Consider the following 1429-nt stretch of genomic DNA (forward strand, 5'->3'; position numbering starts at 1 on the left):
TTCAGAACTAACACAGTGGACGCGAGCAACTGAGGACAAGCCCTCGGCCTATTAGTACCAGTCAGCTCCACCCGTTACCGGGCTTCCACATCTGGCCTATCAACCCAGTCGTCTACTGGGAGCCTTACCCTCTCAAGGAGGTGGGAATACTCATCTTGAAGCAGGCTTCCCGCTTAGATGCTTTCAGCGGTTATCCCTCCCGAACGTAGCCAACCAGCCATGCCCTTGGCAGGACAACTGGCACACCAGAGGTTCGTCCGTCCCGGTCCTCTCGTACTAGGGACAGCCCTTCTCAATATTCCTACGCGCACAGCGGATAGGGACCGAACTGTCTCACGACGTTCTAAACCCAGCTCGCGTACCGCTTTAATGGGCGAACAGCCCAACCCTTGGGACCGACTCCAGCCCCAGGATGCGACGAGCCGACATCGAGGTGCCAAACCATCCCGTCGATATGGACTCTTGGGGAAGATCAGCCTGTTATCCCCGGGGTACCTTTTATCCGTTGAGCGACGGCGCTTCCACAAGCCACCGCCGGATCACTAGTCCCGACTTTCGTCCCTGCTCGACCCGTCGGTCTCACAGTCAAGCTCCCTTGTGCACTTACACTCAACACCTGATTGCCAACCAGGCTGAGGGAACCTTTGGGCGCCTCCGTTACCCTTTGGGAGGCAACCGCCCCAGTTAAACTACCCATCAGACACTGTCCCTGATCCGGATCACGGACCGAGGTTAGACATCCAGCACGACCAGAGTGGTATTTCAACGGCGACTCCACACCAACTGGCGTTGATGCTTCAAAGTCTCCCACCTATCCTACACAAGCCGAACCGAACACCAATATCAAACTGTAGTAAAGGTCCCGGGGTCTTTCCGTCCTGCTGCGCGAAACGAGCATCTTTACTCGTAGTGCAATTTCACCGGGCCTATGGTTGAGACAGTCGAGAAGTCGTTACGCCATTCGTGCAGGTCGGAACTTACCCGACAAGGAATTTCGCTACCTTAGGATGGTTATAGTTACCACCGCCGTTTACTGGCGCTTAAGTTCTCAGCTTCGCAACCCCGAAAGATCACTAACCGGTCCCCTTAACGTTCCAGCACCGGGCAGGCGTCAGTCCGTATACATCGCCTTACGGCTTCGCACGGACCTGTGTTTTTAGTAAACAGTCGCTTCTCGCTGGTCTCTGCGGCCACCCCCAGCTCAGAGTGCAAGACTCATCACCAGGAATGGCCCCCCTTCTCCCGAAGTTACGGGGGCATTTTGCCGAGTTCCTTAACCATAGTTCACCCGAACGCCTCGGTATTCTCTACCTGACCACCTGAGTCGGTTTAGGGTACGGGCCGCCATGAAACTCGCTAGAGGCTTTTCTCGACAGCATAGGATCATCCACTTCACCACAATCGGCTCGGCATCAGGTCTCAGCCTTAT

General features: G+C 55.6%; 1 rRNA gene (cut by a window edge). It reads right to left on the reverse strand.

Annotated elements, in window-relative coordinates:
* Positions 1-31: 31 nt before the first annotated feature.
* Positions 32-1429, reverse strand: a 23S ribosomal RNA gene (locus ACIPXC_RS34900); it runs 1372 nt beyond the window's last position.

This window comes from Streptomyces sp. NPDC090021 (genome assembly GCF_044748225.1).
GTDB lineage: Bacteria > Actinomycetota > Actinomycetes > Streptomycetales > Streptomycetaceae > Streptomyces.